The 26,154-nt window shown below is 60.0% G+C and carries 27 protein-coding genes and 1 riboswitch; of the genes, 14 read left to right on the forward strand and 13 right to left on the reverse strand.

The annotated features are described in order from the left end of the window. Window positions 1-38 precede the first annotated feature (38 nt). The 5 genes from ACLBW8_RS07710 to tkt all read right to left on the reverse strand — a co-directional run bounded on the left by ACLBW8_RS07710 (window position 39) and on the right by tkt (window position 5,099). Window positions 39-371 (reverse strand): MliC family protein, encoded by a 333-nt coding sequence (locus tag ACLBW8_RS07710; RefSeq protein ID WP_064454490.1) that lies wholly within the window; start codon window positions 369-371, stop codon window positions 39-41. A 61-nt stretch (window positions 372-432) separates the two neighbouring features. Then, complete coding sequence (locus ACLBW8_RS07715; protein ID WP_064454491.1) at window positions 433-660, reverse strand: hypothetical protein; 228 nt, start codon at window positions 658-660, stop codon at window positions 433-435. Between the two features lie 29 nt (window positions 661-689). Further along, the gene (locus ACLBW8_RS07720; protein WP_106575625.1) at window positions 690-1,853 is read right to left on the reverse strand and encodes a phosphoglycerate kinase; all 1,164 of its coding nucleotides are present in this window, start codon (window positions 1,851-1,853) and stop codon (window positions 690-692) included. Between the two features lie 26 nt (window positions 1,854-1,879). Beyond that, entirely contained in the window at window positions 1,880-2,935 is a 1,056-nt protein-coding gene (gene epd / locus ACLBW8_RS07725; protein WP_447805089.1) for an erythrose-4-phosphate dehydrogenase, read from the reverse strand. A gap of 166 nt (window positions 2,936-3,101) precedes the next feature. Then, window positions 3,102-5,099: a transketolase gene (tkt, locus tag ACLBW8_RS07730; protein WP_447805090.1), complete on the reverse strand. Its 1,998-nt coding sequence runs from the start codon at window positions 5,097-5,099 to the stop codon at window positions 3,102-3,104. Between the two features lie 258 nt (window positions 5,100-5,357). On the opposite strand from tkt, the gene ACLBW8_RS07735 reads away from it, so the two are divergent. The 5 genes from ACLBW8_RS07735 (at window position 5,358) to ACLBW8_RS07755 (ending at window position 10,358) form a co-directional block, all read left to right on the forward strand. Next, the gene (locus ACLBW8_RS07735; protein ID WP_064454495.1) at window positions 5,358-6,353 is read left to right on the forward strand and encodes an ArsR/SmtB family transcription factor; all 996 of its coding nucleotides are present in this window, start codon (window positions 5,358-5,360) and stop codon (window positions 6,351-6,353) included. Between the two features lie 19 nt (window positions 6,354-6,372). Beyond that, the gene (gene metK, locus ACLBW8_RS07740; RefSeq protein ID WP_447805091.1) at window positions 6,373-7,563 is read left to right on the forward strand and encodes a methionine adenosyltransferase; all 1,191 of its coding nucleotides are present in this window, start codon (window positions 6,373-6,375) and stop codon (window positions 7,561-7,563) included. A gap of 222 nt (window positions 7,564-7,785) precedes the next feature. Continuing rightward, window positions 7,786-8,133 carry a hypothetical protein gene (locus tag ACLBW8_RS07745; protein WP_447805092.1) on the forward strand — a complete coding sequence of 116 codons (348 nt, stop codon included), beginning with the start codon at window positions 7,786-7,788 and terminating at the stop codon, window positions 8,131-8,133. 95 nt (window positions 8,134-8,228) lie between these two features. Beyond that, complete coding sequence (gene ligB, locus ACLBW8_RS07750; RefSeq protein WP_447805093.1) at window positions 8,229-9,893, forward strand: NAD-dependent DNA ligase LigB; 1,665 nt, start codon at window positions 8,229-8,231, stop codon at window positions 9,891-9,893. Between the two features lie 69 nt (window positions 9,894-9,962). Further along, window positions 9,963-10,358, forward strand: coding sequence for a DUF1090 domain-containing protein (locus tag ACLBW8_RS07755; protein ID WP_447805094.1), 396 nt, complete (start codon window positions 9,963-9,965; stop codon window positions 10,356-10,358). Between the two features lie 6 nt (window positions 10,359-10,364). Here the strand turns inward: ACLBW8_RS07755 and ACLBW8_RS07760 are convergent, their stop codons facing one another. After that, window positions 10,365-10,814, reverse strand: a complete 450-nt coding sequence (locus ACLBW8_RS07760; protein ID WP_447805095.1) for a c-type cytochrome — start codon at window positions 10,812-10,814, stop codon at window positions 10,365-10,367. 129 nt (window positions 10,815-10,943) lie between these two features. Between ACLBW8_RS07760 and mltA the strand changes: the two genes are divergently transcribed. Further along, entirely contained in the window at window positions 10,944-12,131 is a 1,188-nt protein-coding gene (mltA, locus tag ACLBW8_RS07765) for a murein transglycosylase A (RefSeq protein WP_447805096.1), read from the forward strand. Window positions 12,132-12,257: 126 nt separating this feature from the next. On the opposite strand, the gene ACLBW8_RS07770 is transcribed toward mltA, so the two are convergent. Then, window positions 12,258-12,644, reverse strand: coding sequence for an MAPEG family protein (locus ACLBW8_RS07770; RefSeq protein WP_064454502.1), 387 nt, complete (start codon window positions 12,642-12,644; stop codon window positions 12,258-12,260). Window positions 12,645-12,837: 193 nt separating this feature from the next. Between ACLBW8_RS07770 and ACLBW8_RS07775 the strand changes: the two genes are divergently transcribed. Next, window positions 12,838-14,073 (forward strand): cation:proton antiporter, encoded by a 1,236-nt coding sequence (locus tag ACLBW8_RS07775; protein WP_447805097.1) that lies wholly within the window; start codon window positions 12,838-12,840, stop codon window positions 14,071-14,073. 40 nt (window positions 14,074-14,113) lie between these two features. Here the strand turns inward: ACLBW8_RS07775 and ACLBW8_RS07780 are convergent, their stop codons facing one another. Together ACLBW8_RS07780 and ACLBW8_RS07785 are read right to left on the reverse strand one after the other, a co-directional pair. Continuing rightward, window positions 14,114-14,377: a hypothetical protein gene (locus tag ACLBW8_RS07780; RefSeq protein WP_447805098.1), complete on the reverse strand. Its 264-nt coding sequence runs from the start codon at window positions 14,375-14,377 to the stop codon at window positions 14,114-14,116. Further along, window positions 14,349-14,990, reverse strand: a complete 642-nt coding sequence (locus ACLBW8_RS07785; protein WP_447805099.1) for a LysR family transcriptional regulator — start codon at window positions 14,988-14,990, stop codon at window positions 14,349-14,351. Before ACLBW8_RS07785 ends, ACLBW8_RS07780 begins: the two co-directional genes overlap by 29 nt. Window positions 14,991-15,082: 92 nt before the next feature. Between ACLBW8_RS07785 and ACLBW8_RS07790 the strand changes: the two genes are divergently transcribed. Further along, on the forward strand, window positions 15,083-15,496 hold the full coding sequence (locus ACLBW8_RS07790) for a VOC family protein (RefSeq protein ID WP_447805100.1): 414 nt from the start codon (window positions 15,083-15,085) through the stop codon (window positions 15,494-15,496). A gap of 33 nt (window positions 15,497-15,529) precedes the next feature. Continuing rightward, window positions 15,530-16,819, forward strand: coding sequence for a cation:dicarboxylate symporter family transporter (locus tag ACLBW8_RS07795; RefSeq protein WP_447805101.1), 1,290 nt, complete (start codon window positions 15,530-15,532; stop codon window positions 16,817-16,819). Between the two features lie 43 nt (window positions 16,820-16,862). Here ACLBW8_RS07795 and ACLBW8_RS07800 read toward each other — a convergent pair whose 3' ends face one another. Together ACLBW8_RS07800 and ACLBW8_RS07805 are read right to left on the reverse strand one after the other, a co-directional pair. Continuing rightward, window positions 16,863-17,738 (reverse strand): formate/nitrite transporter family protein, encoded by an 876-nt coding sequence (locus ACLBW8_RS07800; protein ID WP_447805102.1) that lies wholly within the window; start codon window positions 17,736-17,738, stop codon window positions 16,863-16,865. A gap of 77 nt (window positions 17,739-17,815) precedes the next feature. Then, window positions 17,816-18,220 (reverse strand): acyl-CoA thioesterase, encoded by a 405-nt coding sequence (locus ACLBW8_RS07805; protein WP_064454506.1) that lies wholly within the window; start codon window positions 18,218-18,220, stop codon window positions 17,816-17,818. A gap of 198 nt (window positions 18,221-18,418) precedes the next feature. Then, window positions 18,419-18,525, forward strand: a riboswitch (S-adenosyl-L-homocysteine riboswitch). A 21-nt stretch (window positions 18,526-18,546) separates the two neighbouring features. Between ACLBW8_RS07805 and ahcY the strand changes: the two genes are divergently transcribed. The 4 genes from ahcY to ACLBW8_RS07825 all read left to right on the forward strand — a co-directional run bounded on the left by ahcY (window position 18,547) and on the right by ACLBW8_RS07825 (window position 24,029). Next, the gene (gene ahcY / locus ACLBW8_RS07810; RefSeq protein WP_064454507.1) at window positions 18,547-19,956 is read left to right on the forward strand and encodes an adenosylhomocysteinase; all 1,410 of its coding nucleotides are present in this window, start codon (window positions 18,547-18,549) and stop codon (window positions 19,954-19,956) included. A 175-nt stretch (window positions 19,957-20,131) separates the two neighbouring features. Next, entirely contained in the window at window positions 20,132-20,977 is an 846-nt protein-coding gene (gene metF, locus ACLBW8_RS07815; protein WP_064454508.1) for a methylenetetrahydrofolate reductase [NAD(P)H], read from the forward strand. 143 nt (window positions 20,978-21,120) lie between these two features. After that, window positions 21,121-21,912, forward strand: coding sequence for a substrate-binding periplasmic protein (locus tag ACLBW8_RS07820; protein WP_447805103.1), 792 nt, complete (start codon window positions 21,121-21,123; stop codon window positions 21,910-21,912). A 221-nt stretch (window positions 21,913-22,133) separates the two neighbouring features. After that, the gene (locus ACLBW8_RS07825; RefSeq protein ID WP_262666448.1) at window positions 22,134-24,029 is read left to right on the forward strand and encodes a DEAD/DEAH box helicase; all 1,896 of its coding nucleotides are present in this window, start codon (window positions 22,134-22,136) and stop codon (window positions 24,027-24,029) included. A gap of 65 nt (window positions 24,030-24,094) precedes the next feature. Here the strand turns inward: ACLBW8_RS07825 and ACLBW8_RS07830 are convergent, their stop codons facing one another. After that, window positions 24,095-24,466, reverse strand: a complete 372-nt coding sequence (locus tag ACLBW8_RS07830) for a nuclear transport factor 2 family protein (RefSeq protein WP_064454511.1) — start codon at window positions 24,464-24,466, stop codon at window positions 24,095-24,097. Between the two features lie 126 nt (window positions 24,467-24,592). Between ACLBW8_RS07830 and ACLBW8_RS07835 the strand changes: the two genes are divergently transcribed. After that, window positions 24,593-25,477: a LysR substrate-binding domain-containing protein gene (locus ACLBW8_RS07835; RefSeq protein WP_064454512.1), complete on the forward strand. Its 885-nt coding sequence runs from the start codon at window positions 24,593-24,595 to the stop codon at window positions 25,475-25,477. 61 nt (window positions 25,478-25,538) lie between these two features. Here ACLBW8_RS07835 and ACLBW8_RS07840 read toward each other — a convergent pair whose 3' ends face one another. Continuing rightward, window positions 25,539-26,135 (reverse strand): YceI family protein, encoded by a 597-nt coding sequence (locus ACLBW8_RS07840; protein WP_064454513.1) that lies wholly within the window; start codon window positions 26,133-26,135, stop codon window positions 25,539-25,541. Between the last annotated feature and the right edge of the window lie 19 nt (window positions 26,136-26,154).

Below are 26,154 nucleotides of genomic sequence, written 5' to 3' on the forward strand. Positions count from 1 at the left end.
ACATTTTGATCTCATCACATTCGAGATCATGTTCTGTCTTATTGGGCCTTACAGCCTCGCCCGATCAAATCATCGGTGGCGACCCAGTAAATCAGGCCTTCCTCACCTTTTGTGTGAAACGCCAACTGGTCGTTGCTGTACAGCACGCCCGAGGCGGCAACGTCTTGCTTAAGACGGTAAACCTGGTCCGAACCACCGAGGCGTACATCCACTTCGGAACGGGCCTGATTGGCAAAGCGCCAGTTGATCTCGGCCTTGCTGTCGCAAGTCCAGGTCGTCCACTTGTCCGCCGGCTCTGCCTTGTTGAACATGTTCATGCTGCTGCAGCCGGCCAACAAGGCCAATGCAGCCAGGGCGAATACGCCTTTCATTGCCAATCCTCGAACGGCGACCCGAAGGCCGCCACTGCTGTCGGTTAATTGATCAGACCGGTCACGGGCAACCCTGTTCCTGACCGTTGGGCGCAGCGTCGTATTTCTCCAGCCGCTCGTTGCCGATGCGCTTGTTGATCACCGGCATGGTCTCGGCTTGCCAGTCAGCCTGGTAGCAGCTCTTTTTTTGCCCCGGCGCACGCTCTGCCGGGTCAGGCTTAGCGCTTGGCGTGCTGCCGCAGCCGGCCAACAGGCCTGCTGCGATTACCAGTGCCAACGACTTGATCATGGGAATACTCCTTTTCCGGATCACGAGCCTTAGCCTTTGGCTCGGGTTTCCAGCACTTCAACGGCCGGCAGGACTTTGCCTTCGACGAATTCGAGGAATGCCCCACCACCGGTAGAAATGTAGGAGATCTGGTCAGCAACGCCATATTTATCGATCGCTGCCAGGGTGTCACCGCCACCGGCGATGGAGAATGCCGAGCTTTCAGCAATAGCGTGGGCCAGGACTTTGGTGCCGTTACCGAATTGATCGAACTCGAACACGCCCACCGGGCCGTTCCACAAAATGGTCTTGGACGACTTCAGCAATTCAGCGAAGTTGGCCGCGGTTTGCGGGCCGATGTCCAGGATCATGTCATCGGCAGCCACGTCCGCGATGAGCTTGACGGTGGCTTCGGCGCTTTCGGCAAACTCCTTGGCAACCACCACATCCACCGGCAACGGCACGCTCACTTTTGCCGCGATGGCACGGGCGGTGTCGAGCAGGTCCGGCTCGTACAGGGACTTGCCCACCGGGTGCCCGGCTGCCGCCAGGAAGGTGTTGGCAATGCCGCCGCCAACGATCAACTGGTTGCAGATCTGGCTCAGGCTGTTGAGCACGTCCAGCTTGGTGGACACTTTGGAACCGGCCACGATGGCGGCCATCGGTTGCGCCGGAGCGCCCAGGGCTTTGCCCAGTGCATCCAGCTCAGCGGCCAGCAGCGGGCCGGCTGCGGCGACTTTGGCGAACTTGGCCACGCCGTGGGTCGAGCCTTCAGCACGGTGAGCGGTGCCGAAGGCGTCCATCACAAACACGTCGCACAGGGCCGCGTATTGCTGGGCCAGCTCGTCGCTGTTCTTTTTCTCGCCTTTGTTAAAGCGCACGTTCTCGAACAGCACGATGTCGCCAGGCTTGACGTCAACGCCACCCAGGTAGTCAGCCACCAGTGGCACGTCGCGGCCCAGGGCCTTGCTCAGGTAGTCGGCTACAGGCTTGAGGCTGTTTTCAGCGGAGAACTCACCTTCGGTCGGGCGACCCAGGTGGGAGCAGACCATCACGGCCGCGCCTTTTTCCAGGGCCAGCTTGATGGTCGGCAGCGAGGCCAGGATTCGCGCATCGCTGGTGACAACACCGTCCTTGACTGGGACGTTGAGGTCTTCGCGAATCAGTACGCGCTTACCTTGCAGATCGAGGTCGGTCATCTTCAACACGGTCATGGGTCGCAGTTCCTGAATTGGCTGATTTAAAGGGCTGATTTAGCAGAGGCGATGTGCAGATAATGGTCCGCAACATCCAGCATTCGGTTGGCAAACCCCCATTCGTTGTCGAACCAGGCCAGGATGTTCACCAACCTGGGGCCGGAAACACGGGTCTGGCTGGCATCGACAATCGCCGAATGCGGGTCATGGTTGAAATCACAACTGGCGTGCGGCAACTCGGTGTAGGCCAAAAGGCCCTTGAGCGGGCCGCGGGTGGCGGCGTCGCGCAAAATCCGGTTGACCTCAGTGGCATCGGTATCGCTGACGGTTTGCATGGTGATGTCCAGGCAGGACACGTTCACCGTCGGCACCCGTACAGCTTTGGCCTGGATTCGCCCGGCAAGTTCCGGTAACAACCGTTCGATACCACGCGCCAAGCCTGTGGACACCGGAATCACCGACTGGAACGCCGAGCGCGTACGGCGCAGGTCTTCGTGGTGATAGGCGTCGATCACCGGCTGGTCATTCATGGCCGAGTGGATGGTGGTGATAGACACGTAATCCAGGCCAATCGCCTGATCCAGCAGGCGCAACAGCGGCACGCTGCAGTTGGTGGTGCAGGAGGCGTTGGACACCAGCAGCTCATCGCCGGTCAGGCAATCCTGGTTGATGCCGTAGACGATGGTGGCGTCGACATCCGCCTCGCTGGCCATCGGCTGGGAAAACAGCACACGCGGTGCACCGGCGTCGAGAAAACGCTGGCCATCGGCACGGGTGTGGTAAGCACCGGAGCATTCCAACACCAGGTCGACGCCCAGCGCCGCCCAGTCGATGCCCTCGGGGGTGGCACTGCGTAAGACTTTTACGCAGTCGCCATTGATATGCAGACAATCACCGTCGACCCGCACTTCGCCGGGGAACCGGCCGTGAGTGGAGTCAAAGCGTGTCAGGTATTCGATGCTGGCCATGTCGGCCAAATCGTTGATCGCGACAATTTCAAACCCGGCCGCCGCCCCTCGCTCGAACAGAGCACGCAAGACGCAACGACCAATGCGGCCGTAGCCGTTGAGTGCAACTTTGTAGCGACGCGGTTGAGGCATGGGGTTCTCGATTACCTTGGGTAATAGGGTGGCTGTTAGATCGCTTTCGCGAGCAAGCCCGCTCCCACACTTGAATGGGTTCACAATTGCAACTGTGTGAACCCGATCAAGTGTGGGAGCGGGCTTGCTCGCAAAGGCGTCAGTACAGCCACCTCAATCTACAGCCTTAGTCTTCCAGCAGCTCTTCAGCCTGACCCAGGATGTTTTCCAGGGTGAAACCGAACTCTTCGAACAACGCTGGCGCCGGCGCCGACTCACCGTAGGTGGTCATGCCGATCACGCGGCCTTCCAGGCCCACGTACTTGTACCAGTAGTCGGCGTGAGCCGCTTCGATGGCGATACGCGCGCTGACTTGCAACGGCAATACCGATTGCTTGTAGTCCGCGTCCTGGGCTTCGAACAGGCTGGTGCAGGGCATCGACACAACACGCACCTTGCGGCCTTGCTCGGTCAGCTTGTCGTAGGCCTGAACGGTCAGGCCGACTTCGGAACCGGTGGAGATCAGGATCAGCTCCGGCTCGCCAGCGCAGTCCTTGAGCACGTAGCCGCCACGGCTGATGTCGGCGATTTGCGCGTCGGTACGCACTTGGTGCTGCAGGTTCTGACGCGAGAAGATCAGCGCCGAAGGGCCGTCCTTGCGCTCGATGGCGTGCTTCCAGGCCACGGCGGATTCGACCGCGTCGGCTGGGCGCCAGCAATCCAGGTTCGGCGTGGTACGCAGGCTGGTCAGTTGCTCGACCGGCTGGTGCGTCGGGCCATCTTCGCCCAGGCCGATGGAGTCGTGAGTGTACACATGGATCACCCGCTTCTTCATCAGCGCGGCCATACGCACGGCGTTGCGCGCGTATTCCATGAACATCAGGAAGGTCGCGCCGTAAGGCACCAGGCCGCCGTGCAGGGACACGCCGTTCATGATGGCGCTCATGCCGAACTCGCGCACGCCGTAGTACATGTAGTTGCCGCTGGCGTCTTCTGCCGAAACACCTTTGCAACCTTTCCACAGGGTCAGGTTGGAACCGGCCAGGTCAGCCGAACCGCCGAGGATCTCAGGCAGCAGCGGGCCGAAGGCATTCAGGGTGTTCTGGCTGGCTTTACGGCTGGCGATGGTCTCGCCCTTGGCCGCGACTTCGGCGATGTAGGCCGAGGCTTTTTCCGAGAAGTCGGCAGGCAGGTCACCGGCCAGACGACGCACCAGCTCGTTGGCCAATGCCGGGAATTCGGCGGAGTAGGCCGCAAAACGCTGGTCCCACTCGGCTTCGGTCGCCAGGCCTTTTTCCTTGGCGCTCCACTCGGCGTAGATGTCGGCCGGGATTTCGAACGGGCCGTGGTTCCACTTCAGCGCTTCGCGGGTCAAGGCGATTTCCGCGTCACCCAGTGGGGCGCCGTGGCAGTCTTCTTTACCTTGCTTGTTCGGCGAGCCGAAACCGATGGTGGTCTTGCAGCAGATCAGGGTCGGCTGCTCGCTTTTGCGCGCGGTGTCGATGGCGGTCTTGATTTCTTCCGGATCGTGGCCGTCAACATTGCGGATCACTTGCCAGTTGTAGGCTTCGAAACGCTTCGGGGTGTCATCGGTGAACCAGCCTTCGACTTCGCCGTCGATGGAGATGCCGTTGTCATCGTAGAAGGCAATCAGCTTGCCCAGGCCCAGGGTACCGGCCAGGGAGGCGACTTCGTGGGAAATGCCTTCCATCATGCAGCCATCACCGAGGAACACATAGGTGTGGTGGTCGACGATGTTGTGGCCAGGGCGGTTGAACTGCGCGCCCAGCACTTTTTCAGCCAGCGCAAAGCCAACCGCATTGGCCAGGCCTTGGCCCAGGGGACCGGTGGTGGTCTCGACGCCTGGGGTGTAGCCGAATTCCGGGTGGCCCGGGGTGCGGCTGTGCAGCTGGCGGAAGCTCTTGAGGTCATCAATGGTGACGTCGTAGCCGGTCAGGTGCAGCAGCGAATAAATCAGCATCGAGCCGTGGCCGTTGGACAGCACGAAGCGGTCACGGTCGGCGAACGACGGGTTGCTCGGGTTGTGTTTCAGGTAGTCACGCCAAAGTACCTCGGCGATATCCGCCATGCCCATCGGGGCACCGGGATGGCCGCTGTTGGCTTTTTGCACGGCATCCATGCTGAGGGCACGAATGGCGTTGGCACGCTCACGACGGCTGGGCATCGCTGATCTCCTGGGGTTTGAATATAGAAACCGAAAAAAGGACCGGCATTTTCCCTCAGCCACCGCCTGCGGGCAATGACAGATAGTCACTTGACGGTGTTTTTCCTGCGCATTGCACGGCAATCGCTTGCAGAAACGCCCCACGGCTTCGTCTAGAGGTAATAGCGGCTGCTTATAACCGCCACTTATCGACCAATATCAAAACTTTTTGATATTGGCCTTGCAGGGATTTACACCCATCACTAGACTGCTGGCCTTATGAACCTACCCGTGCCCTCCCTGCGTCCCGACGACGGCGATGAGCTGGCTGCCTTATGCAAGGCCGCTGGTGATCCGTTACGCCTGAACGTACTGCGCGCACTGGCCAACGACTCCTTCGGGGTACTGGAACTGGCGCAAATCTTTGCCATTGGCCAGTCCGGCATGAGCCACCACCTCAAGGTGCTGGCCCAGGCCGAGCTGGTAGCCACCCGCCGCGAAGGCAATGCGATTTTTTACCGCCGTGCCCTGCCCCACACCGAGCTGCTCGGCGGCAAGCTGCACAGCGCTTTGCTCGAAGAAGTCGACAACTTGAGCCTGCCGGCGGATGTGCAGTCGCGCATCGGCCAGGTCCACGGGCAACGGGCCGCCGCCAGCCAGGACTTTTTCTCTCGGGTTGCCGAAAAGTTTCGCGCCCAGCAGGACCTCATCGCCGGTTTGCCGCAATACCGCGAAAGCGTACTGGCGCTGTTGGACAAGCTGAGCTTCAGTCATGAGGCGACGGCGCTGGAAGTCGGACCTGGCGACGGCGGTTTCCTGCCGGAACTGGCGCGCCGCTTTCAGCAGGTGACGGCGCTGGACAACAGCCCGGCGATGCTCGAACTGGCGCGCCAGCTGTGTGAGCGCGAAGCCCTGGGCAATGTCAGCCTGCAGTTGGCAGACGCGTTGAATGACACCAGCCTGCGGGCCGATTGCGTGGTGCTGAACATGGTCCTGCACCATTTCGCCGCCCCCGCCGACGCCCTCAAGCAGATGGCAAACTTGCTGCAACCCGGCGGTAGCCTGCTGGTCACAGATTTATGCAGCCACAACCAGAATTGGGCCAAGGAGGCCTGCGGTGATCTCTGGTTGGGTTTTGAACAGGACGATCTGGCCCGTTGGGCCACCGCTGCGGGACTCGTTCCCGGGGAAAGCCTCTATGTAGGTTTACGTAATGGTTTCCAGATCCAGGTCCGCCATTTTCAGCGGCCGGCTGGCGACACTCACCATCGGTAAATATCAGGAAATCATCGAGATGAGCGAATACTCCCTTTTCACCTCCGAGTCCGTGTCTGAAGGGCATCCGGACAAAATCGCCGACCAGATTTCTGACGCGGTGCTGGACGCCATCATTGCTGAAGACAAGTTCGCCCGTGTGGCGTGCGAGACTCTGGTGAAAACGGGCGTGGCGATCATCGCCGGTGAAGTCACCACCACGGCCTGGGTCGATCTGGAACAGATCGTCCGTGACGTCATCACCAAGATTGGCTACAACAGCTCCGACGTCGGCTTCGATGGCGCGACCTGTGGCGTGATGAACATCATCGGCAAGCAGTCCCCCGACATCAACCAGGGTGTGGACCGCGCCAAGCCTGAAGATCAGGGCGCCGGCGACCAGGGCCTGATGTTCGGCTACGCCAGCAACGAAACTGACGTGCTGATGCCGGCACCGATCACCTTCTCCCACCAACTGGTGCAGCGCCAGGCCGAAGCGCGTAAATCCGGCGTGCTGCCATGGCTGCGCCCGGACGCCAAGTCCCAAGTGACCTGCCGTTACGAAGGCGGCAAAGTGGTGGGCATCGACGCCGTTGTACTGTCGACCCAGCACAACCCGGATGTGTCCTACGCCGACCTGCGCGAAGGTGTGATGGAGCTGATCGTCAAGCACGTGCTGCCTGCCGAGCTGCTGACCAAGGACACTCAGTTCCACATCAACCCGACCGGCCAGTTCATCATCGGTGGCCCCGTGGGCGACTGCGGCCTGACCGGCCGCAAGATCATCGTCGACAGCTACGGCGGCATGGCCCGTCACGGCGGTGGCGCGTTCTCGGGTAAAGACCCCTCCAAGGTTGACCGTTCCGCCGCCTACGCCGGTCGTTACGTGGCCAAGAACATCGTTGCGGCCGGCCTGGCCGAGCGTTGCGAAATTCAGGTTTCCTACGCTATCGGTGTGGCTCAGCCTACGTCGATCTCGCTGAATACCTTCGGCACCGGCAAGATCAGCGATGAAAAGATCGTCAAGCTGGTGCGTGAGATCTTCGACCTGCGCCCTTACGCGATCACCACCATGCTCGACCTGCTGCACCCGATGTACCAGGAAACCGCAGCCTACGGCCACTTCGGTCGTACCCCTGCGCAGAAGACTGTCGGCGACGACACCTTCACCACGTTCACCTGGGAAAAAACCGACCGCGCCAGCGACCTGCGTACCGCTGCAGGCTTGTAATCACCCGCGGTACACAAAGCCCCGCAGGGTAAAACCTGCGGGGCTTTTTATTGGCCGGGTGATTAACCGGATGACATTCACGTTTTTGGATCCAAAACCTTGCAGGCCAAATAATGGCCCTCTAGAATCCGCGCCCTCTCGGGCGCTTCACCTTATTTGGATATTGCACTGCGCCAGCCCGGGGCCGATAAGCGCGCAGGCAATCGAACATTGAGGTTTTTCATGCGCATCTCCACGCTCGTCCCTGCCGCCCTTCTGCTCAGCCTGTTCACCCTGCCGGCCCAGGCTGCCGACCTGAGCGCACTGGGTGGCGCCCTGAGCACCCAACTGGGCAGCAAGTCCGGTGATTGCCAGCAACAAGCCAAAGACCTGCAAACCAAGATCGATGCGGCCGAGGCCAAGAACGACATGCTGAGCGTGAAGGCTTTTAAAGCGGCACAAGAGCAGGTCAACAAAGGCTGTAACAAACTGGCTGAGTCCCAGGCCAAAGTCGACGCCAAGCAGCAAACACAGGAAGCCAAGCTGGATAAGAACGATACGGTGAAGGCCTTGGGCGGTCTGTTCAAGTAACTCGAAACACCCGGTAAAAAGCCCCGCAGCGTCGGGGCTTTTTTGTGGCCGCATGGATCACTTAGGCTGGGCGCCCCTTCCGAGCAAGGATGCTCATGATGCGTTTACTGATTGCTCTTTTACTCAGCGCCCTGCCTTTTTTGGCCTGGGCAGACGATTGCCCCGAGGAAGCGCGATCACAGGTCGACACCTTGGCTGAACAGATAAGACTATGGGATGACAGCTACCACCGGCTTGGCCAATCCCCGGTCAGTGATGAACTCTATGATCAGGCTCGCCACCGCCTGGCTCAGTGGAGAACGTGTTTTACTCAATTAACCAAAGCCACCGACAACCCATTGGCCAGTTCACGGGGCACGCGGGCTCACCCGGTCGCGCACACCGGCCTGGAAAAGCTGGTCGATGAAAAGGCTGTCGATGAGTGGCTCCGAACCCGACAAGACGTATGGATTCAACCCAAGGTCGACGGCGTTGCAGTGACGCTGGTGTATCACCGGGGTCGGTTGAGCCAACTCATCAGCCGAGGTGACGGCCTGCTCGGCCAGGATTGGTCAGCCGCCGCACGCAAGCTCCCCGGCATTGTCCAGCAACTGCCGGAGCCGACCGATCTGGTGTTGCAAGGCGAACTCTATTGGCGCCTTGACGATCATGTGCAGTCAGCACACGGCGGGGTAAGTGCCCGAAGCAAGGTGGCAGGGCTAATGAATCGTCGCCAGCTGAGTGACGCCGACGCCGCTGGAATCGGCTTATTCGTCTGGGCCTGGCCCGACGGCCCGGCAGACTTCACCACGCGCCTGGCCACCTTGGCGCGCTGGGGTTTTGCCGACAGCCGTCGCTACAGCCAGCCCATCCAGAACATGACTGAGGCCGCGCACTGGCGCAGCTACTGGTACAACCATCCGCTGCCCTTCGCCAGCGATGGCGTGGTGTTGCACCAGGCGTTGCACCCGCCCGCCAAACGCTGGCAGGCCGGATCGCCTTACTGGGCGATCGCCTGGAAGTACCCGGTCACCAAGGCGCTGGCGCTGGTGCGCAAGGTGCACTTCAAGATCGGCCGCACCGGGCGCATCACCCCCATTCTGGAACTGGACCCCGTGCGGCTGGACGATCGGCAAATTCGCCGCGTCAACGTCGGCTCCCTGAAACAGTGGCATGCGCTGGATATCCGACCTGGCGATCAGGTCTCCATTAGCCTTGCCGGCCAAGTGATTCCCCGGTTGGACCAAGTGATCCTGCGCAACAAGACAAGGGTGGCGGTGCAGGTACCGGATGCGCGGGACTTCCACGCGTTGAGCTGTTGGCAACTGGACCCCGGTTGCGAGGAACAGTTGCTCGCCCGGCTGACCTGGCTGAGCAGCAATCAAGGCCTGTCCTTACCGAATATAGGGCGCGAAACCTGGAACGCATTGATTCAGGCCGGTCTAATCGCAGGCTTTCTCGATTGGTTGACCCTGGATGCGGCAGAGCTTGCTAACATTGACGGCTTCGGTGAACGCAGCCGTGCCCGTGTGCTCGACAGCCTTCAAAGCGCTCGGCAACGGCCCTTTGCGCAATGGCTCAAAGCGCTGGGAGTACCGCCTTCGGCACGCAACGATCTGGAGGGCGGCTGGCAGACCCTGGCCGCCAGAGACGTCCAGGCCTGGCTGGCTACCGACGGTATTGGCCCGGGCCGCGCGGCGCAATTGAGCGCTTTTTTTCGCGACCCGCAAGTACAAGCATTAGCTGAAACATTACGTGTGGCCGGGATTGACGGGTTTTAAGCCCCGCCCGGCCACCTTTAACCCCGGCAGAATTCACCCTGCCAACCGATTGCGACCTTGGAGCCTTACATGAAATTTCTAGCCCCACTTGCCTTGTTTACCGTCGCAAGCTTCATGACCACGCCGCTGCTGGCCGCCGAAGAAGTCCCGGAACTTACCGGCTGCGCCGCCAAACGCCAAGCCATCAGCGCCCAGATCGAACAGGCCAGGACCCATGGCAACAGTGAGCAGCAAGCCGGTCTGGAAAAAGCCCTGAGCGAAGTCACCGCCCACTGCACCGACGCGTCCTTGAGGAAAGAGCGCGAGAACAAGGTGCTCGACGCCAAACATGAAGTCAGCCGCCGCCAGGCCGACCTCGACAAGGCAATGAAAAAGGGCGACGCGGACAAGATCAACAAACGCAAAGACAAACTCGCTCAGTCCCGCAAGGAACTGCAGGACGCCGTAGAAGAACTCGACAAGTAAGACCGGTCAGTGATCCCGAAACTGTTTATGGCAGGCTGTGCAGGCATCTTCAACCTTCTGCACCGCCGGCCCCAGGTTGCTGGCCTTGTAAGGTTGCACTTGGCTTGCGATCACCAATTCACCGGTGGCCGCTTCAAGGTTTCGGGCCAACTCCTGGAAGCGTGCCTGCTGTTGCCACACGTTGTCCTTGGCGCTGGTGTGATCTTCTTCACGCACGCTCGGGAAATGCTTCCACGGTTCGTGGGACAAGGCATCGAGCTTGACTGCGCCTTCGGCGAACTTGGCGCCGTCGAACGGGATACGCCCACGCAACATGCCGCCCAGGTCTTCGCCGGTTTTGAGCATCTGCTTAAAGATTGCCTTGCGTTGGCCCAGGGGCGAATTCGGATCGACACCGCCGCAAGCGGACAAGGTCAGGCTGGCCAGCAATACCACGGTCAGTTTTTTAAAAGTCATGATGGCTTCAAGGTCACGGGAAACGGCGGTCAGTATCCTCGCCCCGCCCGTAAAGACCAATAGCCCTATTAATAATAAGGGTTGCCTGAATGCGCCACGGCGCGGGCAACCGCTTCAGGAATTGCTTGTATGACTATCACGTTGAAACCCTGGAGCCGCCGCCTGGCGCTGGCTCTGCCGATGCTGGCGTTGTTGGCCGGATGCGATGGCGGTAAAGAGGCCCACAAAAAAGATGAAGCGGCCAAACCCCATGCGGTCGCCACTTATGTGAGCGCACCGTGGGAAGCCCTGCCAGCCGTCTCCGACAGCGATCTGCTGGCCGGGTTTGAATCCTGGCGCAGCGCTTGCCAACGCCTCAAGGCCGACCCGGTATGGGGCGCCACCTGCGCAGCAGCAGCCACCGTGCCGGGTGATGCCGTGGCGGTTCGCAGTTTTCTCAAGGAACGCCTGGATGTATTCGGTTTGCGCTCGGCCGACAACACGCCGAACGGTCTGATCACCGGCTACTACGAGCCGGTCTACCCCGGCAGCCTGACCGAAACCGCCACGGCCCATGTGCCGGTTTACGGCGTGCCGGATGACCTGATCATCGTCAACCTGGAAAGCATCTACCCGGAACTCAAAGGCAAGCGCCTGCGCGGCCGTCTCGAAGGCCGTGTACTCAAGCCCTATGACGATGCCAGTACCATCAACGGCCAGGGCTCCACGGCCAAGCCGATTGCCTGGCTGACTAACCCGATGGACCTGCAATTCCTGCAGATCCAGGGATCGGGGCGCATTCAACTGGCGGGCGGGCGTCAACTGCGCGTCGGTTATGGCGACCAGAACGGCTACCCTTACCGACCGATCGGCCGCTGGCTGGTGGAGCAAGGCGAGCTGAAAAAAGAAGACGTGACCATGGGCGCCATCAGCGCCTGGGCCAAGGCGCACCCGCAACGCATCCCGGAACTGTTGGCGAGCAACCCCAGCTACGTGTTTTTCAGCGCCCGCCCGGACAGCAATGAAGGCCCGCGTGGTTCGCTGAATGTGCCGCTGACGGCGGGCTACAGCGTGGCAGTGGATCGCAAGGTGATTCCGCTGGGCAGCCTGCTGTGGCTGTCGACCACCCAACCCGATGGTTCACCCATCGCACGCCCCGTCGCCGCGCAGGACACGGGCGGCGCCATCACCGGCGAAGTGCGTGCGGACTTGTTCTGGGGCACGGGTGATGCAGCGGGTGAATTGGCCGGGAACATGAAGCAACAGGGACAGATCTGGATGTTGTGGCCCAAGGGTGCAGCGTTGCCGCAGGTGCCCGACGCACCCGCCGGGACCTGAAGACCACTGAAGATCAAATGTGGGAGCGGGCTTGCTCGCGAAGGCGGTGTATCAGCCAGCACAACTGATGACTGGCCCGCCGCCTTCGCGAGCAAGCCCGCTCCCACAATGAAACCGCGTCAGCCTTTAGATCGAGACAAAGAAGAAACTCGCAATCAACGCCATGCCCACGAACCATACCAGCGAACGCAGCATCGCCCAGTCCGCCAGGTAGCAAATGATGTACAGCAGGCGGCTGGTGATAAACAGCACTGCCAGCACATTAATGGTCACTAGCGACGCTGTACCGGCCAGGTGCGCAATGATCACCGCCGCCGCGAACGCAGGCGTCACTTCAAAGCTGTTGAGCTGTGCGCTGTGGGCGCGTTTGGCGAACCCTTCGAGGGTGTCCAGGAAAGCGCGCGGGTCATGGTTCTGGCGCGGCCCGAACTTGCCGCCGCTGAACTTGGCCAAACCCGTGCACAGGTAAGGCAGAAACATTGCAATCAACACACACCAGAATGCCACCGTCATCACAGATTCCTTTTGTCGTTTTAGTCAGCGGTTAGAGTTTTAGCACTAAAAATGCGAAGCCGCACTTACCCGCTATGAGCCGTGCCGCACCGAAAGGTTCTACCCGCCTTTTGCTGCGTGGTTTGCAACATCCCGCCACGGCTGCGGTCCATCCACCCATTAACAACCTGTCACTCTCCTCCAAGGACTCCGGATGCTTGAACTTGTCGCCGCCTTCATCTGCCTCACCACCCTGCTCACCTATGTGAACTTCCGTTTTATCGGCCTGCCGCCCACCATCGGCGTGATGGTCACGGCCCTGCTGTTTTCCCTGATCCTGCAAGGCCTGAGCGTTATCGGCTACCCCGGCCTGGAAGCGCGTATCCAGCAGTTGATCGGCCAGATCGACTTCGGCGACTTGCTGATGAATTGGATGCTGTCATTCCTGCTGTTCGCCGGCGCTTTGCACGTCAACCTGAATGACCTGCGCAGTTATCGCTGGCCCATCGGCTTACTCGCAACCTTCGGCGTATTAATCGCCACCGTGGTGATCGGCAGCCTGGCGTACTACATCTTTGCCCTGTTTGGCTGGCACGTGAGCTTCCTTTACTGCCTGTTGTTCGGCGCGTTGATCTCGCCTACCGACCCGATTGCAGTGCTGGGTGTGCTGCGAACCGCGAACGCCTCGAAACCCCTGAAAACCACCATCGTCGGCGAGTCGCTGTTCAACGACGGCACGGCGGTTGTGGTGTTCACCGTGCTGCTCGGCATCGCACAGTTGGGCGAAACGCCGACCGTCGGCGCCACCGCCATGCTGTTTGCCCATGAAGCCATTGGCGGCGTGGCATTTGGCGGGCTCATCGGCTACCTGGTGTACCTGATGATCAAGAGCATCGAGCAGCACCAGATCGAAGTGATGCTGACCCTGGCCTTGGTCATTGGCGGCTCGGCGATGGCCAGCGAACTGCACGTTTCCGCACCGATTGCGATGGTGGTGGCCGGGCTGATCATCGGCAACCTGGGCCGCAAACTGGCGATGAACGACATGACCCGGCGCTACCTGGATGGTTTCTGGGAACTGCTCGATGACATGCTCAACGCTCTGCTGTTTGCGCTGATCGGCATGGAACTGCTGCTGTTGCCGTTCAACTGGCTGCACGTATTCGCCGCCAGCTTGCTCGCCGTGGCGATCCTGCTGTCACGCCTGCTGACCGTGGCCCCGGCGATTCTGTTGCTGCGCCGCTGGCGCACGGTGCCACGCGGCACCATCCGCATTCTCACCTGGGGTGGCTTGCGTGGCGGGGTTTCGGTGGCACTGGCCCTGGCCCTGCCGCTGGGCCCGGAGCGCGACCTGTTGCTGAGCATCACCTACATCGTGGTGCTGTCGTCGATCCTGTTGCAGGGCTTGACGATTGGCCGAGTCGTACGCCGAGTGGCCGAGCCGCAGTAGCCCGGCAGCCAACCCAAACGCGCCCGTGAGCATTGGTCTGCTAGGCAGGAGGTCCGCTTACAGGCGTGCCGCACAGCGTTTCAAGCAGGTGCCGCATGGACAGTGGACGGCGCGGCACCGAGCCATGCATCACGACCAGATCCCGCGCATAGCGCTGCTCTTCGTCAACCGCCAAAACACATATTTTGTTCCGAGACATTCCCGTCCACTGCGGCACCAACGATACCCCCATACCTTGAGCAACCAGCATCACGATGGTTTCCAAAGCATCCAGCTCACACCTGCGGATCAAAGGACTGCTCATCAAGAAACCGCTGAGCGATCTGACCGCCCCACGAACGAGCGTCGTAACGGATAAATGATCGCTCGCGTAACAAGGTTTCAAACGTCTGCGTCTCACACGCTGAGGGCGCAATCAAAATCAGTGGTTCGGCACGCAACAATGCCGTGACCAGAGCCTTGGGCGGTTGAAACGGTGGCCTGACGAGAATCGCCGCGTCCAACTCCTGGGTCAGTAATCTCTCATAAAGGCTTCTGGAATCACCTGGTGTGATCTTAAGCCTCAACTTCGGGGCCGAACGTGCCAGCCGCTCGATTACCCCTGGCAAGACCCCGGTCAACGCCGTTGAAATGGCACCGATCTTAATCTCTCCCGATAAGCCGTCTTGGCTCAAGTCCTCCTGCAACTCGCGCGCCTGCTCTACGACTGCCTGAATTTTTGGTAACAACAGCAGGCACTGGTCCGAGGGTAACGCAGCATGTGCCGTACGCATGAGCAACGTGCAGCCCAGCGTCCGCTCAAGCGCCTTGATGCGTTGGCTGATCGCCGCGGCGGTACGGTTTTCACGTCGCGCAGCCGCGGCAATGGAGCCGGTTTCAATGACGGCGACCAGGCTTCTCAGGAAGCGAACATCCATAAGTTTTCCTTTCGCTCAGAACAAGGCGAACGCGTTTTATCCGTATATACAGCCTGTTTAATCTGAGGACTCACCCACTCGGAGATCCAGCCATGAACAGACCCTTTCACGCTGCATACCATGTTTGTGACTTAAACGAGGCGCGCATTTTTTATCGAGATGTTTTGGGCTGCACAGAAGGCCGTGGCACCGACACCTGGATCGACTTCGATTTTTTCGGCAACCAGCTTTCACTGCACCTGGGCACACCCTTTTCGACAACGCGTACCGGGCGGGTAGGTGAACACCACGTACTGATGCCGCACCTCGGCGTGGTGTTGCCGCTTGACGAGTGGCTGACGCTTGCCGAACGCCTTACCCATCTGGGTACGCACTTCGAGATACCGCCAGTGACTCGCTTTGCCGGCGAACCTGGAGAGCAGCGCACGATGTTTTTTCTCGACCCCAGCGGCAACCCAATCGAAGTGAAAGGCTTCAAGGACTTCGCCGGACTGTTCGCTCAATAAATCCCTGACAATCACAACAATAAGGGGCACCCCATGACTGCCAGTAAATCAACCAGCCTTGTCACCCGCATCATGATTGGCCTGGCTGCCGGCATAATCGTCGGCATCCTTCTCAACCAATTTCCCGAACACAAGACCTGGTTCATCGACAACCTGCTTCAACCGGCGGGCGACCTGTTCATCAAGCTGATGAAAATGATCGTCGTCCCTCTGGTGTTTGCGTGCATGACGGTCGGCATTGCCGGCATGGGTAACCCCGCGGCCCTGGGACGCGTGGGTGTGAAGACGTTCGTGTACTTCTTCACCATCACCAGTATTGCAATCGTCTTCGGTCTGATTGTCGGCAATGTCATTGAGCCCGGCGCGGGTGCGGAATTCGCCAGCACCCTACGTACACCGGTAGCAGGGCTAGCCGCCAACGACACGACGCAGAACCTGGGCCAAACGCTGCTGGCGATCGTACCGGACAATATCGTGTTGGCCATGTCGCAGGGCAAACTGCTCTCGGTATTGTTTTTCGCCATCCTGTTCGGCTGCGCCTTATCTCTGCTGCCCGAGCAGCGCAAGGCACCACTGATAAGTGTGATGCAGGGTGTCTCCGACACCATGTTCAAAGTCACTCAGTTGGTCATGCATTACTCGCCGATAGGTATTTTCGGACTGATTGCAGTCACCGTCGCCAGCTTTGGCCTCAGTGCCTTGCTGCCGTTGGCCAAACTGATCGGCACCACCTATCTCGCGGTACTGTTATTTGCACTGTGTGTATTGGGTGCGGTTGCGCGGCTGGCGGGCGTAAGCTTTTTCCATCTGCTGCGGGAAATACGCAGTGAACTATTGCTGGCCTATTGCAGTGCCGCTTCGGCAACGGTGATGCCTCAATTGATCGAGAAGATGGAGCGCTATGGCGCGCCACGACCGATTACCAGCATGGTTATCCCACTGGGCTACTCGTTCAACCTGGATGGCGCATCGCTATTTGCCGCGCTGGGCACGCTGTTCATCGCCCAAGCGTATGGCATAGACCTAAGCCTGGCGGATCAGGGGATGCTGGTCTTGATCATGGTGCTGACGTCAAAGGGCGCGGCGGGCGTGCCAGGGTTCATGTTTATTATCCTTACCGCCACCTTGACCACGGCAGGGCTACCCGTGGAAGGCGTGGCGATCATCGCAGGCGTCTATCGACTGATGGACATGCCCGTCACGGCATTGAATGTGCTGGGCAACGCACTGGCGCTATTGGTGATTGCTCGATGGGAAAGTCAGCTCAAGACACCTGACCGCACGCCGGCCGCCGAACCGTCCAGCGCACCGGCAAACGTCTGAAGCGTCCCCGCAAGGGAACAGCGTTAACCCTTGCGGGGCAATTTCAGGTTTTTTCCTTAACTTGAGGGTGCGATCGAGTAGAAGCGGGTGATGTCGCCTCGCTGCGAATCTGCGCATGGCTGATCAGCGCGAAGATAAAACTGCCGCCGATGATATTGCCCACCAGGGTCGGCCCGGCAAATATCAGCCAGAAGTCCTTCCAGGGCAGTTCGCCGGCAAACACCAGGTACGACACCTCGGCCGAGCCAACCACGATGTGGGTGAAATCCCCCAGCGCCATCAGGTAGGTGATCAGGATGATGATGAACATCTTCGCGCTTTCCATGGACGGGATCATCCACACCATGGTGGCGATCATCCAGCCGGAAATAATGCCTTTGGCGAACATCTGGCCAGGGTCGTTTTCCATGACCTTGCGGCCAATCTCAAGGAAGGCCATATCGGTCTTGGTGTCGAAAATCGGCAAGTGCAGCATCACATACGCGACCAGCAAGGTGCCACACAGGTTGCCCACCAACACCACTGTCCACAGCCGCAACAGGCGCCCGGCATTGGCCAGCGTCGGTTTGCTCATCACCGGTAGCACGGCCGTCAGGGTGTTTTCGGTGAACAGTTGCTGGCGCGCCAGGATGACGGCGAGAAAACCCGCGCAATAGCCGAAACTGGCAATCACCTTGAATGCTTCACCCTCGGGCAGGCGCGAGTTGAGCAGCCCCATGCCCATCAACGACAGGCCCATGGTCAGGCCGGCCGCCAGCGCCGACCACCACAGCGCCGCTACCGTGCGCTCCAGCTCCTGATCGCCCTGGGTGCGAATGATTTCATGCAGAACCGCCGCGCGGGGCGGTTGGTTCTTGTCGACGTCGTGTTGCTCTTCCTGCGACAAGTTGGGGGTCTTGCCGTCTGCTTGCGTGGCCATGGGCGTACCTGAACAGGGGGGTGTTATTCAGGTACGACCTGTCGCCCATCAATAGCGTTCACTGGCCAGCGGCAGTATTAATCCTTGATGCCGTCTTCCTGGAACTGATCCTTCACGTACTTGATCTCGGTACGGCCGTGGGGCGCCGGCAAACCGTCTTCACCGAGGTTGACGAAGACCATTTTTTCCACGGTCAGGATGCTTTTGCGGGTGATCTTGTTACGCACTTCACAGGTCAGGGTAATGGAGGTGCGGCCGAACTCGGTAGCGGTGATGCCCAGCTCGATAATGTCGCCCTGGCGCGAGGCGCTGACGAAGTTGATTTCGGAGATGTACTTGGTCACCACACGCTGGTTGCCCAACTGGACAATGGCGTAGATGGCCGCCTCTTCGTCGATCCAGCGCAGCAGGCTGCCGCCGAACAGGGTGCCGTTGGGGTTGAGGTCTTCGGGTTTTACCCATTTGCGGGTGTGGAAGTTCATGGTCACTCCAATGCGTCTTGCCGAATGATGGGCAACATCATGGCAGAGCGTCGGCCCAAGCTCTATGAGCCCTTGTCTATCAACCCCATGAGCGATCTTCATATGGCCGACAGAAAGGCTTGGGAAGTCTGGCGCACACAGCTATAATCGGCACCGTTTCAAAACGGTCATCTTCGATTGATACCGTTCTCCCGCCACCTGTCCGAGGGGCGCTGCAGCAGGCTCGACCTGTCAGGCTCGGATGGGGCGTTGTTGGGCCTGGTTCACCTGGCCTGATACTAAACGCACAACGGCGCCCATTCGCACACTACGAATGGAGGCTCTTCATGAGCGCTGTAATCACGCCTGCAGGTTTTACCGACTACAAAGTCGCCGATATGTCCCTCGCTGCCTGGGGCCGTCGCGAAACCTTTATCGCCGAATCCGAAATGCCTGCCCTGATGGGTCTGCGCCGCAAGTACGCCGCTGAGCAGCCGCTCAAAGGCGCGAAGATCCTCGGCTGCATCCACATGACCATCCAGACTGCCGTGCTGATCGAAACCCTGGTTGCCCTGGGTGCCGAAGTACGTTGGTCGTCCTGCAACATTTTCTCGACTCAAGACCAGGCTGCTGCTGCTATCGCTGCTGCCGGTATCGCGGTTTATGCCTGGAAAGGCGAGACCGAAGAAGAGTACGAGTGGTGCCTGGAGCAAACCATCCTCAAGGATGGCAAGCCATGGGACGCCAACATGATCCTCGACGACGGCGGCGACCTGACCGAGCTGCTGCACAAGAAGTACCCGCAGATCCTCGACCGTGTTCACGGCGTGACTGAAGAAACCACCACGGGCGTGCACCGCCTGCTGGACATGCTGGCCAAGGGCGAGCTGAAAATCCCGGCCATCAACGTCAACGACTCGGTGACCAAGAGCAAGAACGACAATAAGTACGGCTGCCGTCACAGCCTGAACGATGCCATCAAGCGCGGTACCGACCACCTGCTGTCGGGCAAGCAAGCCCTGGTGATCGGCTACGGTGACGTGGGCAAGGGTTCGTCCCAGTCCCTGCGTCAGGAAGGCATGATCGTCAAAGTCTCCGAAGTAGACCCGATCTGCGCCATGCAAGCCTGCATGGACGGCTTCGAAGTGGTTTCGCCGTTCATCGATGGCGTCAATGACGGCACCGAAGCAAGCATCGACAAAGCGCTGCTGGGCAAGATCGACCTGATCGTGACCACCACCGGTAACGTGAATGTTTGCGACGCGAACATGCTCAAAGCCCTGAAAAAGCGTGCCGTTGTCTGCAACATCGGTCACTTCGACAACGAAATCGACACCGCTTTCATGCGCAAGAACTGGGCATGGGAAGAAGTGAAGCCACAGGTGCACAAGGTTCACCGCACCGGTGCTGGTGATTTCGACCCGCAGAACGACGACTACCTGATCCTGCTGGCTGAAGGCCGCTTGGTGAACCTGGGCAACGCTACCGGCCACCCAAGCCGCATCATGGACGGCTCGTTCGCCAACCAGGTACTGGCGCAAATCTTCCTGTTCGGCCAGAAGTACGCCGACCTGTCGCCAGCCCAGAAAGCCGAGCGCCTGACCGTGGAAGTGCTGCCGAAGAAACTCGACGAAGAAGTGGCCCTGGAAATGGTCCGCGGCTTCGGCGGCGTAGTGACTCAACTGACCAAGACCCAGGCCGACTACATCGGCGTGACCGTCGAAGGTCCGTTCAAGCCGCACGCTTACCGCTACTGATATGCCTGCTGCCTGCTCTCTCTGCGAGAGCGGGCTTTTGTAGGAGCGGGCTTGCTCGCGAAAGCGGTGGGCCAGTCACAAAATAGATTGACTGACCCAGCGCATTCGCGAGCAAGCCCGCTCCCACATTGACGGTGTACATCTTCTGGCTTGATGAGTTTCCATAGGTACGACCATGTCCCAAGACCGTCGCTACAGCTTCGAGTTCTTCCCGACCAAGACCGATGCTGGGCATGAAAAACTGATGGCGACTGCCAAGCAGTTGGCCAGCTACAACCCCGACTTCTTCTCCTGCACCTACGGCGCCGGCGGCTCGACCCGTGACCGCACGATCAACACCGTGCTGCAGCTGGAAAGCGAAGTCAAAGTTCCCGCCGCTCCGCACTTATCGTGCGTGGGCGACAGCAAGGCCGACCTGCGCAGCCTGCTGACCCAGTACCAGCAAGCCGGCATCAAGCGCATCGTCGCCCTGCGTGGCGACCTGCCGTCCGGCATGGGCATGGCCAGCGGCGAGCTGCGCTACGCCAATGACCTGGTGAGCTTTATCCGTGAAGAAAGCGGCGATCACTTCCACATCGAAGTGGCGGCTTACCCGGAGATGCACCCCCAGGCGCGCAATTTCGAAGACGACCTGCAGAACTTCGTGCGCAAGGCCAACGCCGGCGCCAACAGTGCGATCACCCAGTACTTCTTCAACGCCGACAGCTACTTCTACTTTGTCGAGCGTGTACGGGCCATGGGTGTAAACATCCCGATTGTGCCGGGCATCATGCCGATCACCAACTACAGCAAGCTGGCGCGCTTCTCTGACGCTTGCGGTGCTGAAATCCCACGCTGGGTGCGCAAGCAACTGGAAGCCTATGGCGACGACGTCAAGAGCATCCAGGCGTTCGGCGAGCAGGTCATCAGCGAGATGTGTGAACAATTGCTGCAAGGTGGCGCACCAGGGCTGCACTTCTACACCCTGAACCAGGCTGAACCTAGCCTGGCCATCTGGAACAACCTCAAGCTGCCACGCTGAGGCTTGCCCGATTGCGGTGCATTTAAAACAAAAGGCCCTCGCATTGACGAGGGCCTTTTTGTTTTAAATGCGCCACATCAACTTGCCCGCGAATGCTTGTGCCAGAGCTTCTCTTTAGCGAAGGAGCATCGTAATCTCAGGGTATGCCCGTCATTCTCAAGTTGTTGACCGCTGCGCTTTTTACTTGCCTGAGCCTCACCGCCTACGGCGAGAAACTACGCATTGTCACTGAGCCCTGGGCGCCTTATGTCTACGACGAAAACGGCAGCATGCGCGGCCTGGACTATGAAACCACGGTGACCGTGTTCCAGCGCCTGGGTGTCGATGTGGAGTGGCAATTCCTGCCCTGGAAACGCTGCCTGGCCATGCTCGACCAGGGCCACGCCGACGGTGCGCTGGATATTTTCCACAGCCATGACCGCGACGCCCAGCTGCTTTACCCCAGTGAGCCGCTGTCGGAAGTCGAGTTCGTGCTGTTCTACGCCAATGCGCGACCACACCCCGCCGAAAACATCGATGACCTGCAGGGGCTGACCGTCGGCATTTCGCCGGGCTACCTCTATGGCGACGCCTTCAGCGAATCCACCCTGTTCAACCGCGAGCCGGCCGCCAGCCACGAGGCCAACTTCGGTAAGCTGTTATTGGGACGTATCGACCTGGTCATCACGGATCGCCGGGTGGGCCAACATGTGATCAAGGCCATGGGCCTGGAAGGCAAAGTCAGCCAGGCGCCCTTCGTGGTCAGCCGCCAGCAGCAATTTCTCGCCGTACGCCGTGGCGCGGGCATGGACCTGCTGGTGCAACGCTTTGCTGCCGAGCTCAAGCGCTTCAAGCAAGAACCGGCCTACGCAGCCTTAAGCGCCAAATATGGCGGAATCCAAGCCATTACGGCCTCCGAACACACCGTTGAGCAGCAGGAAAGCAGCGCGCAGTGATTGCTCTGTTATACTCCGGCCTTTCCGCCAGGCTCACGCCCGGCCGCTGAGGTCTTGAAAAAGGCACCTAACCCCGCTACTGCGCAGCTTTCAGCCCGCGCGAGCCGGTGGAGTGCCCGCCAGACGCAGCAGGACCGGACGGGGTTGCGCTCCCCTAAGCGCCATTCACGCCCGGCAAGATTATCCCTTTGGGCCAAGCCCTAACTAAAACAGGATTACTCATGTCCTTTGCTTCCCTCGGTCTCTCCGAGGCTTTAGTCCGCGCCATCGAGGCAGCGGGCTATACCGAGCCTACTCCGGTGCAACAGCGGGCCATTCCCGCCGTGTTGCAAGGTCGCGACCTGATGGTTGCGGCTCAGACAGGTACTGGTAAAACCGGTGGTTTCGCCCTCCCGATTCTGGAGCGGTTGTTCCCCAACGGTCACCCGGACAAATCCCAGCGTCACGGCCCGCGCCAACCGCGCGTACTGGTCCTGACCCCTACCCGCGAACTCGCCGCCCAAGTGCACGACAGCTTCAAGCTGTATGCCCGCGACTTGAAGTTCGTCAGCGCCTGCATCTTCGGCGGCGTCGGCATGAACCCACAGGTTCAGGCCATGTCCCGCGGTGTTGACGTGCTGGTCGCCTGCCCGGGTCGTTTGCTCGACCTGTGCGGCCAAGGCAGCGTTGATTTGTCCCACGTGGAAATCCTCGTGCTGGACGAAGCCGACCGCATGCTCGACATGGGCTTTGTCCATGACGTGAAAAAGGTCCTCGCCCGCCTCCCGGCCAAACGTCAGAACCTGCTGTTCTCGGCAACGTTCTCCAACGACATCACCGCCTTGGCCGGCAAGCTGCTGCACAACCCGGAGCGCATCGAAGTCACGCCGCCGAACACCACGGTCGAGCGTATCGAGCAACGCGTATTCCGCCTGGCCGCCAGCCACAAGCGTTCCCTGCTGGCGCACCTGATCACCGCCGGCGCCTGGGAACAAGTGCTGGTGTTCACCCGTACCAAGCACGGTGCCAACCGCCTGGCCGAGTACCTGGACAAGCACGGCCTCACCGCCGTCGCCATCCACGGTAACAAGAGCCAGAACGCGCGCACCAAAGCCCTGGCCGACTTCAAGGCCGGTGAGGTGCGCATCCTGGTCGCCACCGACATCGCCGCACGCGGCCTGGATATCGACCAACTGCCACACGTGGTCAACTTCGAGCTGCCGAATGTCGACGAAGACTACGTGCACCGTATCGGCCGTACCGGCCGTGCCGGTCGCTCGGGTGAAGCCATTTCCCTGGTCGCACCGGACGAAGAAAAACTGCTGAAAAGCATCGAACGCATGACCAAGCAGAAAATCGCCGACGGCGACCTGATGGGCTTCGATTCCAGCACCGTGGAGGCCGAGAAGCCTGAAGCGCGTGAGCGTCCGGACGTGCGTAACCCACGCAACCCACGCGGTCCGAAGGGCGATGGCCCGAACGGCGGCGGTGGTGGCGGTGGTCGTCGCGACAAGGGCAAAGACAAGGGCGGCAAAGAAAAAGCGCCTACCAACGGCCGTGGCGAACGCCCAGCCCGCGAGCAGAAGCCACGTGAAGGCACCCCGGCCCGCGAACAGCGCCAGCCGAGCCAACCGCCACGCGCCACAGCTGATCGTGCCCCGGACGAATTCCTCGACGATGACGTGGATAACTTCGGTAACCGCGTTGACTACGTGCCTCAGGCCAAACCGGCTCAAGGCCGTGGCCGCCGTCCGGGTGCTCCGGCACCGGCTGCAGGTGCAGGTGCAGGCGCTCCACGTGGCGGCCAGCCACAGGGCGGTCGTCAGAACGGTCCACGCAACAGCAGCGGCGGCACCACTGGCACCCCGCCTGCCAAGCGCAGTGGCCCGCGTAATGGCGCGCCGCGTGACGGTCAAGCCCGTCGCGAAGACTCGCGCAGCAGCAACAACCGCCGCCCGGCCCGTGACGATCAGCCACGCGCGTCCGAACCTGCCGTGCAGAACCCGCGCGGTGGCCCGGCGCCGAAAATCATCCACAAGGAGTCGAAAGCTGACCGCTTCCCGACACCCGAGCAGTTGGATCAACTGCCAGGCCGTCCTCGTGGTGAAAAACCAGCGCTGCTGACCCGCAACCGCTGAGTGTTCGACGGTAAATAAAAACGCCCCGACTGTTCGGGGCGTTTTTGTATCTGGCGGTCAGCGCATTAATCCGTCACTTCACCGGCCTTGTGAAACAGCTTGGCGAAGATCATCCAGCGACCATCCACTTTCATCAGATTCAAGTAGTCGACCATCACGTTATTGAACAGGCGCAAGCGTACTTTAACGATGGCCATTTCTGCCGACATCACATCAATCATCAGCACTTCGTCAAGTTGCGGAAAACCGCCTTCCCGGGGCGACTTACGGCCCTGAACCATCGCCCTGTACTCATCAAAAGGCCGAACCACCACGGCCGAATTTTGCGCGCTATACAACACGCAGCCTCGATGAAACACTTGATCGAACGCATTCAAGTCCTGGGTTTGCAACACATTAAAGTAGTCTTTCAGAAACGCTTGGATTTCATTAATCATGCCTAACAACTCCCGATTCTTCTGCACGGCGTTATTTAAATAAATAACTTGTCGCCATTATCGGTAGCTCACTCATTTCACGTATAGCGGCTATTATTGGGCTTTCCCGTGAAAGGAATTCACCTATTGAAGCTCCCTCCACTCGCCGCGTTGCGTGCCTTCGAGGCGGTCGCCCGGCTGGGCAAGGTGAACCTGGCGGCCATTGAGCTGCACGTCACCCACAGCGCCGTCAGCCACCAGATTCGTTCACTTGAAGAGTATTTGGACATCGCGTTGGTGGCGCGCAGCGGGCGTTCCCTGGTGCTGACGGATGAAGGCCGTGTTTATGCCTACCAGATCAGGCAAGCGCTGGGCGAAATAGCCGGGGTCACCGATAAGCTTCTGGCAAAAAACAAGCACCCGCTACTGACCCTGTCGGTGCTGCCCTCCTACGCCATGCATTGGTTACTGCCACGGTTGCACGATTTCATGAGCGCCCATCCTGGTCTGCGCCTGAAACTGGAATCGTCCATGGAGTTCGCCAGCTTCGAGCAGGGCCTGATCGATTGCGCCATCCGCTTCGGCCACGGCCAATGGCCCGATATGCATTGCGAAACGCTGATGACCGACTCACTGCTGGTGGTCGCCGCGCGCGACTTCAACCACGGCGTACTGCCCGATACACCGCAAGCCATCCTGGAGCAGCCACTGCTGCACGCCAGTGAAAGCTGGCCGACCTGGCTGGGTGCCGCAGGCGTGGAGGGGCAACGCCCTCATGCTGCGCTGGAATTCACCGACTCAACATTGTTGCTCGAAGCGGTCAGGCTCGGGCATGGCGTCGCATTGACCCGACGTTCGATTGCCCATTCACTGATTCAACGCGGGGATCTGGTCAAGCTCACCGATATTGAACCGGCGCATTCTTCACGCTATTACCTGGTCTGGCCGATGGGGACCAAACGTTCGGCGCAACTGATAGCCCTGCACACGTGGCTCAACGACCAGGTCGCGACGTATCAAGACAGCCTGTAACCCACGCACAGCAAAACGCCGACCCGGAGGTCGGCGCTTTGCACTTAAAACAGCGAAATAATTACTTCGCTTTCACACCTTCAAACGTCACGTACAGCTCAACAGTGTTGGACGCTGGGCCCAGGTCCATCTGCTTGCCGAAGTCCTGGCGGTTGAAGCTGGTGGTGCCTTCAAAGCCGGCACGGTAGCCGCCCCATGGATCTTTGCCTTCACCCAGGAAGGTGGCCTTGACGACGATCGGCTTGGTCACGCCGTGGAAAGTCAGGTCGCCGGTCACGTCGGCAGTGACTTGGCCTGCAGCATTTTTACCGGTGGTTTTAACACTGGTGGAGACGAACTTGGCATCGGCAAACTTGCCAACGTCCAGGAAGTCTTTGCTGGAGATGTGCTTGTCACGTTCGGCGTGGTTGGTGAACACGCTGGCAGTACGTACGTTGAACTCGATCTTGCTGTCTTCAGGCTTGGCAGCGTCGAAGCTGAACTTGCCGTCCAGGTCCTTGAAAGTACCGGTGATGAAGCTATAGCCCAAGTGGCTGATCTTGAAGTCAACGAAGGCGTGCTGGCCTTCTTTGTCGACAACATAATCAGCGGCCATCACCGAACCTGCGGACATCAGAGCAGAACCGATTGCCAGAGCGGCGAGCGTCTTTTTCAACATGCTTTCTATTCCTTGTGAG

Source organism: Pseudomonas sp. M5A4_2d, assembly GCF_053345295.1.

What these genes read in the sequence shown, in the direction of transcription:
- tkt (WP_447805090.1), bottom strand. Translation starts at nt 5,099, where the DNA reads ATGCCCAGCCGTCGTGAGCGTGCCAACGCCATTCGTGCCCTCAGCATG.
- ACLBW8_RS07760 (WP_447805095.1), bottom strand. Translation starts at nt 10,814, where the DNA reads ATGACTTTTAAAAAACTGACCGTGGTATTGCTGGCCAGCCTGACCTTG.
- ACLBW8_RS07805 (WP_064454506.1), bottom strand. Translation starts at nt 18,220, where the DNA reads ATGAACTTCCACACCCGCAAATGGGTAAAACCCGAAGACCTCAACCCC.
- ACLBW8_RS07735 (WP_064454495.1), top strand. Translation starts at nt 5,358, where the DNA reads ATGAACCTACCCGTGCCCTCCCTGCGTCCCGACGACGGCGATGAGCTG.
- mltA (WP_447805096.1), top strand. Translation starts at nt 10,944, where the DNA reads ATGACTATCACGTTGAAACCCTGGAGCCGCCGCCTGGCGCTGGCTCTG.
- epd (WP_447805089.1), bottom strand. Translation starts at nt 2,935, where the DNA reads ATGCCTCAACCGCGTCGCTACAAAGTTGCACTCAACGGCTACGGCCGC.
- ACLBW8_RS07830 (WP_064454511.1), bottom strand. Translation starts at nt 24,466, where the DNA reads ATGATTAATGAAATCCAAGCGTTTCTGAAAGACTACTTTAATGTGTTG.
- ACLBW8_RS07785 (WP_447805099.1), bottom strand. Translation starts at nt 14,990, where the DNA reads ATGGATGTTCGCTTCCTGAGAAGCCTGGTCGCCGTCATTGAAACCGGC.
- ACLBW8_RS07840 (WP_064454513.1), bottom strand. Translation starts at nt 26,135, where the DNA reads ATGTTGAAAAAGACGCTCGCCGCTCTGGCAATCGGTTCTGCTCTGATG.
- ligB (WP_447805093.1), top strand. Translation starts at nt 8,229, where the DNA reads ATGATGCGTTTACTGATTGCTCTTTTACTCAGCGCCCTGCCTTTTTTG.
- metK (WP_447805091.1), top strand. Translation starts at nt 6,373, where the DNA reads ATGAGCGAATACTCCCTTTTCACCTCCGAGTCCGTGTCTGAAGGGCAT.
- ACLBW8_RS07710 (WP_064454490.1), bottom strand. Translation starts at nt 371, where the DNA reads ATGAAAGGCGTATTCGCCCTGGCTGCATTGGCCTTGTTGGCCGGCTGC.
- ACLBW8_RS07770 (WP_064454502.1), bottom strand. Translation starts at nt 12,644, where the DNA reads ATGACGGTGGCATTCTGGTGTGTGTTGATTGCAATGTTTCTGCCTTAC.
- ahcY (WP_064454507.1), top strand. Translation starts at nt 18,547, where the DNA reads ATGAGCGCTGTAATCACGCCTGCAGGTTTTACCGACTACAAAGTCGCC.
- ACLBW8_RS07780 (WP_447805098.1), bottom strand. Translation starts at nt 14,377, where the DNA reads ATGAGCAGTCCTTTGATCCGCAGGTGTGAGCTGGATGCTTTGGAAACC.
- ACLBW8_RS07745 (WP_447805092.1), top strand. Translation starts at nt 7,786, where the DNA reads ATGCGCATCTCCACGCTCGTCCCTGCCGCCCTTCTGCTCAGCCTGTTC.
- ACLBW8_RS07800 (WP_447805102.1), bottom strand. Translation starts at nt 17,738, where the DNA reads ATGGCCACGCAAGCAGACGGCAAGACCCCCAACTTGTCGCAGGAAGAG.
- metF (WP_064454508.1), top strand. Translation starts at nt 20,132, where the DNA reads ATGTCCCAAGACCGTCGCTACAGCTTCGAGTTCTTCCCGACCAAGACC.
- ACLBW8_RS07795 (WP_447805101.1), top strand. Translation starts at nt 15,530, where the DNA reads ATGACTGCCAGTAAATCAACCAGCCTTGTCACCCGCATCATGATTGGC.
- ACLBW8_RS07790 (WP_447805100.1), top strand. Translation starts at nt 15,083, where the DNA reads ATGAACAGACCCTTTCACGCTGCATACCATGTTTGTGACTTAAACGAG.
- ACLBW8_RS07825 (WP_262666448.1), top strand. Translation starts at nt 22,134, where the DNA reads ATGTCCTTTGCTTCCCTCGGTCTCTCCGAGGCTTTAGTCCGCGCCATC.
- ACLBW8_RS07715 (WP_064454491.1), bottom strand. Translation starts at nt 660, where the DNA reads ATGATCAAGTCGTTGGCACTGGTAATCGCAGCAGGCCTGTTGGCCGGC.
- ACLBW8_RS07820 (WP_447805103.1), top strand. Translation starts at nt 21,121, where the DNA reads ATGCCCGTCATTCTCAAGTTGTTGACCGCTGCGCTTTTTACTTGCCTG.
- ACLBW8_RS07775 (WP_447805097.1), top strand. Translation starts at nt 12,838, where the DNA reads ATGCTTGAACTTGTCGCCGCCTTCATCTGCCTCACCACCCTGCTCACC.
- ACLBW8_RS07720 (WP_106575625.1), bottom strand. Translation starts at nt 1,853, where the DNA reads ATGACCGTGTTGAAGATGACCGACCTCGATCTGCAAGGTAAGCGCGTA.
- ACLBW8_RS07755 (WP_447805094.1), top strand. Translation starts at nt 9,963, where the DNA reads ATGAAATTTCTAGCCCCACTTGCCTTGTTTACCGTCGCAAGCTTCATG.